General features: G+C 47.7%; 5 protein-coding genes. 1 reads left to right on the forward strand and 4 read right to left on the reverse strand.

What is annotated here, in order from left to right; genetic code table 11:
- Positions 1 to 166: 166 nt before the first annotated feature.
- Both VN105_RS12635 and VN105_RS12640 read right to left on the reverse strand, forming a co-directional pair.
- Positions 167 to 571 (reverse strand): hypothetical protein, encoded by a 405-nt coding sequence (locus VN105_RS12635; protein WP_325641377.1) that lies wholly within the window; start codon positions 569 to 571, stop codon positions 167 to 169.
- A 54-nt stretch (positions 572 to 625) separates the two neighbouring features.
- Positions 626 to 1,222, reverse strand: a complete 597-nt coding sequence (locus tag VN105_RS12640) for a hypothetical protein (protein ID WP_325641379.1) — start codon at positions 1,220 to 1,222, stop codon at positions 626 to 628.
- A 190-nt stretch (positions 1,223 to 1,412) separates the two neighbouring features.
- Here VN105_RS12640 and VN105_RS12645 point away from each other — a divergent pair, with 190 nt between their 5' ends.
- Positions 1,413 to 2,021: a sugar O-acetyltransferase gene (locus VN105_RS12645; protein ID WP_325641381.1), complete on the forward strand. Its 609-nt coding sequence runs from the start codon at positions 1,413 to 1,415 to the stop codon at positions 2,019 to 2,021.
- A gap of 61 nt (positions 2,022 to 2,082) precedes the next feature.
- Here the strand turns inward: VN105_RS12645 and VN105_RS12650 are convergent, their stop codons facing one another.
- Positions 2,083 to 4,221, reverse strand: coding sequence for a GH92 family glycosyl hydrolase (locus tag VN105_RS12650; protein ID WP_325641383.1), 2,139 nt, complete (start codon positions 4,219 to 4,221; stop codon positions 2,083 to 2,085).
- 16 nt (positions 4,222 to 4,237) lie between these two features.
- A partial coding sequence (locus VN105_RS12655; RefSeq protein ID WP_325641385.1) for a hypothetical protein occupies positions 4,238 to 4,579 on the reverse strand: 342 nt, incomplete at its 5' end.

Consider the following 4,579-nt stretch of genomic DNA (forward strand, 5'->3'; position numbering starts at 1 on the left):
CAATAAGAAAAGAGAAATAGCAATTCCTGCAGAATATAGCATTGGTTAAATAAATTTGAAGGCCGTATTTACGGGTTACAACTGCAACAAATATAAGTAACCTGTACCAGGAATAGCGAAGCCATTCCCGGTACAGGTTACTTATAGCCTTATGGAAAACGGTGGGTTAGTTCCTCAAACCGTTTACGGAGTATATATCGTTTTCCTTAAAGAATTTTTTCCAGTTGAACCGGCTAAAGCGGGATTGGTCGGCTGCGCTCATTTTATGACAGCTCATGCAAAGGCTCCCGGATACGGAGATGATCATATTGTCGATGCCCTGTTGATTGTTATCAAGAAAAGTTTGCGTGTTGCGTTGGGCGTTTTGTATCCGTTTTTCTAAAACCGGTTTGAATTGCCAGTCTTCATAATTGGGGGCGGCCTTCGCCAGTTCATATACTTTTGCGGCGGTTTGATAATCCCCGGTTTTTACGATCATGTCTCCCATATGCAGGAAGTAACCTTCAATATTGTGCGGAGCTATCCAGCTGTTGTAGCAGGCCCTGTCCCGGCCCAGGTTGTGGCCGGTCATGTCGCGGCTGATGAACTGCCGGATGTTGGGGTTAGAGCGGTCGATGGGCGAAGTTTAGCAGTCTTCCAGCGTAGTCCATTGCCATTCCAGCGCAGTTTTGAACAACTCCGTATCCGGCGCATCACTGGAAAAGGTAGTACCAATGGTAAACTTATTGAACTCCGGCCAGTCGCTAATGGACTGCAGCCCTCTCGCATATCCCTGCTGCAGCAACGGGCCGGATTGCATCACCCCTGCATACGACATTTCCGCATCTGCCAGGAAGCCCAGCACCCTTTTATCGTTGGGGTTTAACTGGTATGCTTTCATAAAATAATTGTATGCTTTGGTAACCGCCAGGGGAACATTATCTACCGGAACGCCTTGCCGGATACCTTCCGCCAGTAGCCAGAAATGGGCAAAACCAAGGTGCGCCGCAGCAATCACATTGGTGGAATCTTCCTGGTATTGCTTTTCAAGTCGACTGATCACTGCTGTTACGTTCCGGGCATTGCCGCTGTGGAACTGTTCCCAGAAATACTCGTTCTCAGGATCTGATACCCGCGCATACACTTTCTCAAAAGGAGTGGGCTCCCCGGATCTCTTCTCACAGGAAACAGTAAAAATAATAATAAGGCTAACAGTTGCCATCGCAAAAATGATCTTCTTCATTGATGTGTTGTTTTGGCAAAAATCCTTTACCGGGGCCGGTTCAGCGCCCCGGCAGATAAGTTGACACCTTTTTTTTCGGGAAATTTCCGGCAAAAACGGCCGGATGAAACTGCTAACTATACCATGCCTTTTTCTGCAGGGCGCTTGTAACCCGCCCCAAAACCTATAAATTCACTAAAAGCAAACAGGTATGAATCAAAAGGAAAGAATGCTGGCCGGCCTGCCTTACAAGGCATGGATGGACGGACTGGCGGAAGAACAGCTGGAAACCAAAAAGAAGATCTACCAGTATAATCTCTGTCCGCCGGATGAAACGGAAAAAATAACGCAATACATCAGGGCAATCCTGGGCAAAGCCGGCAAGAATGTACTGGTACTGGCGCCATTTCATTGCGATTACGGCAGTCACATCGAGGTAGGGGATAACTTCATGGCAAACTATAACTGTACTATCCTGGATGTGGCAAAAGTGCGTATTGGCGATAACGTTATGTTTGGGCCCAATGTTTCCCTGTTCACCGCGGGGCATCCCATTCACCCTGATTCACGGAACTCCGGTTATGAATACGGGATCGGCATCACCATTGGTAACAATGTATGGATTGGAGGAAATACTGTGGTAAACCCGGGTGTTAATATTGGAAACAACGCAGTAATCGGCGCCGGCAGCGTGGTAACCAGGGATATTCCTGCCAATGTGGTAGCGGTGGGAAACCCCTGCCGGGTAGTGCGCACCATTACGGAGGAGGACAGGCACTTTTATTATAAAGACAAAAAATTTGACGTACCGGACTACTGATTATAAACAGCCAGGCCCCCCGCTTTGTAAAACGGGGGCCTGGCAGCAACAGGGGAATAATTTACTTCGTATTAATCTCTATCTTCCCTCCCTGTTTAAACAGGTCGTGCGACACAAAATAGCCTTTGTTTTCCCTGCCATTTACCTTGATGGCAGTTAAGTTCCGGCCTTTACCCGGTTTGGAGATAGTGAGCAGTTTGCCATTGCTGGTTCTCCATTTTACTTCATCAAACAGCGGAACGGTAACCAGGTATTCCGGATCGGTAGCGGAAAAAGTATAGAGCCCTAAAGCATTGAATACATACCAGGACGACATTTCCCCTGCATCGTCCATCCCGCAAAGGGCCAGGCCATTATCGCCGATGCCGTATAAAGTATTTAAAATAGTATCGATGATCTTTTGTGATTTTTCAGGTTTGCCGATAAAATAATAGGCAAAAGGCGCTTCATGATCCGGCTGATTCCCGTGGCAATACTGGCCTATCATTGTTTCCACATTCCTGGCAATATAGCTGGGGTTCCAGGGAACGGTGAACAGGGAGTCCAGTTTTGACTCAAAGCCTTGTGGGCCCCCATACAATGCAATAAGGCCGGGCATATCATGCGGCGCAAAAAAGGATACCTGCCAGGCATTGGCTTCCCTGTACATGTATTCGTAATAGGGATACTGCGGGTTGAAAGGCTGGATCCATTCGCCGTTTTCCAGTTTGCCCCTCATAAACCGGGTGGATGGATCAAACATATTTTTATAGTTCTTCGACCTCGCCATCAGCATCCGGTAATTGGCGGTATCGCCCAGTTTTTTTGCTATCTGCGCAACGGAGTAATCGTCGTAGGAATATTCCAGTGTTTTGGATACGCCGGCCCTGCCTTTCGTTTCTACGTGAGGGTTAGTCACATCCGGGTCGCTGATGAATCCTTTCTCCATATATTCCTTGATAAACGGCCTTGCGCCGCCTTCTACCGTAGCGTTTTTCAGCAGTATTTCGTAGGCGCCTTTGATGTCGAAATCATCAATGCCCCTGAGATATGCCCCTGCAATAGAAGAGGAACCGTGATCCCCATGGAAAAAAGTAGGAATAAAACCGGTTTTATCTCCCACATCCTTCATCGATTTAATAACATCCAGTGTAACCTGCGGTGAAATAAGTCCAAGCAGCACATCCTTATTCCGGTAAGTATCCCACAGGGAAGGCTCGGTATAATAATTGAAATCAGCTTTTACCACGTTCCGCTTCGCATCTGTATACTCGCCGTTCACATCACTGCGCAATGCCGGCCAGAGGAAAGAGCGGTAAAGACAGGAATAGAACATTTGCTTTTGCTTGCTGGTGCCGCCTTTCACCTGGATGGACGACAGCAGCGTTTCCCACTGCTGTGTAGCTGCTTTGCGGATATCGCTGAAAGATTTGCTGCCGATCTCTTTTTCAAGGTTTTCTTTGGCATTTTCAGTACTTACAAACGAGATGCCTATCTTCAGTTCTACCGGCCCTTTGCTGCCATTGGCCACATGCACCAGCGCAAAGCCATCGCTTTTTCCTTCGGCTTTCTTTTCCAGTTTTTCAATGCTGGTGTTCAGCACCGCGTAGAAATAGATCCTGCCGCCTGCCTGCTGATAGCCCTGTACCGCTGAATTGCCCACCTGTTCAATGCTCCAGCCGTTTACCCGGTTATTGGCTCTTGCCAGGTCGAAGAGGATCTGCCGGTTATTGTTATTTTTATAGATATACTGATGATATCCGCATCTTAAGGTGGAAGTAAGATTTACATTCACATTATAATCATCCAGGTATACCTGGTAAAAGCCGGGTGCTGCACTTTCTTTTTTATGGGAGAAGCGGGAGCCGAATTTTTCACCGGGGTTCGAAACCGGTAACACGGGAATATTACACAGGTTCCAGTGCCCCTTATTGGTATGTGTGAAGCCGTATATCACGGAGTCTTCATACTCATAACCGGCCCCGGATCCGTACTCGGTTATAGGGCTTAACTGCACCATGGCATTGGGCAGCGAGCTGCCCGGAAAGGTAAGACCCGCCCATGATCTCCAACCTTTCGGTAATTCATACCCCAGTATTTTAGGATCCGTCATGGGCGCTGTGCCTATGAAAGTGTTTACATATTTCGTATAGGTTTGACTGTTACCCGCAACGGAAGCGAACAGTATAATCAATAACGTGCCTAAAGTATGTTTTCTCATTCCAGTGTAATTTATATTATTGCGGTATTTCACTCGTGTACCTGATATCAAAAAAGGAGAAGGCGGCATTTTCGCCGGGCTCGCCCTGGAAGTTCAATCCCGGCCGCGGACTGCGGTCCCAGGGTGGAAGGAAACTGATATTATAGGCTTTTTTACCCGGGGTAAGTTCTTCCCATTCCCCCTGTTGCTTCCAGTATACCCTGCAGGTGAAATCGGGCAGCATGGCCATTTTCAGGTATACAGGCGTATTGGCTGCAGGAATTTTCTGTTCGCCCGGTACGGTCCTTTTACCATCTTTTATTACCCAGAATGCTACGGTATCATTCCGTACAGCTATACCGGCAGCGGCAGATACATC

This window comes from Chitinophaga sp. (assembly GCF_035564935.1).
In the GTDB taxonomy this organism is placed as follows: Bacteria; Bacteroidota; Bacteroidia; order Chitinophagales; family Chitinophagaceae; genus Chitinophaga.

Bases quoted from the DNA above. Each gene is read 5' to 3' on its own strand.
- VN105_RS12635 (WP_325641377.1), bottom strand. From the start codon at position 571: ATGACCGGCCACAACCTGGGCCGGGACAGGGCCTGCTACAACAGCTGG.
- VN105_RS12640 (WP_325641379.1), bottom strand. From the start codon at position 1,222: ATGAAGAAGATCATTTTTGCGATGGCAACTGTTAGCCTTATTATTATT.
- VN105_RS12645 (WP_325641381.1), top strand. From the start codon at position 1,413: ATGAATCAAAAGGAAAGAATGCTGGCCGGCCTGCCTTACAAGGCATGG.
- VN105_RS12650 (WP_325641383.1), bottom strand. From the start codon at position 4,221: ATGAGAAAACATACTTTAGGCACGTTATTGATTATACTGTTCGCTTCC.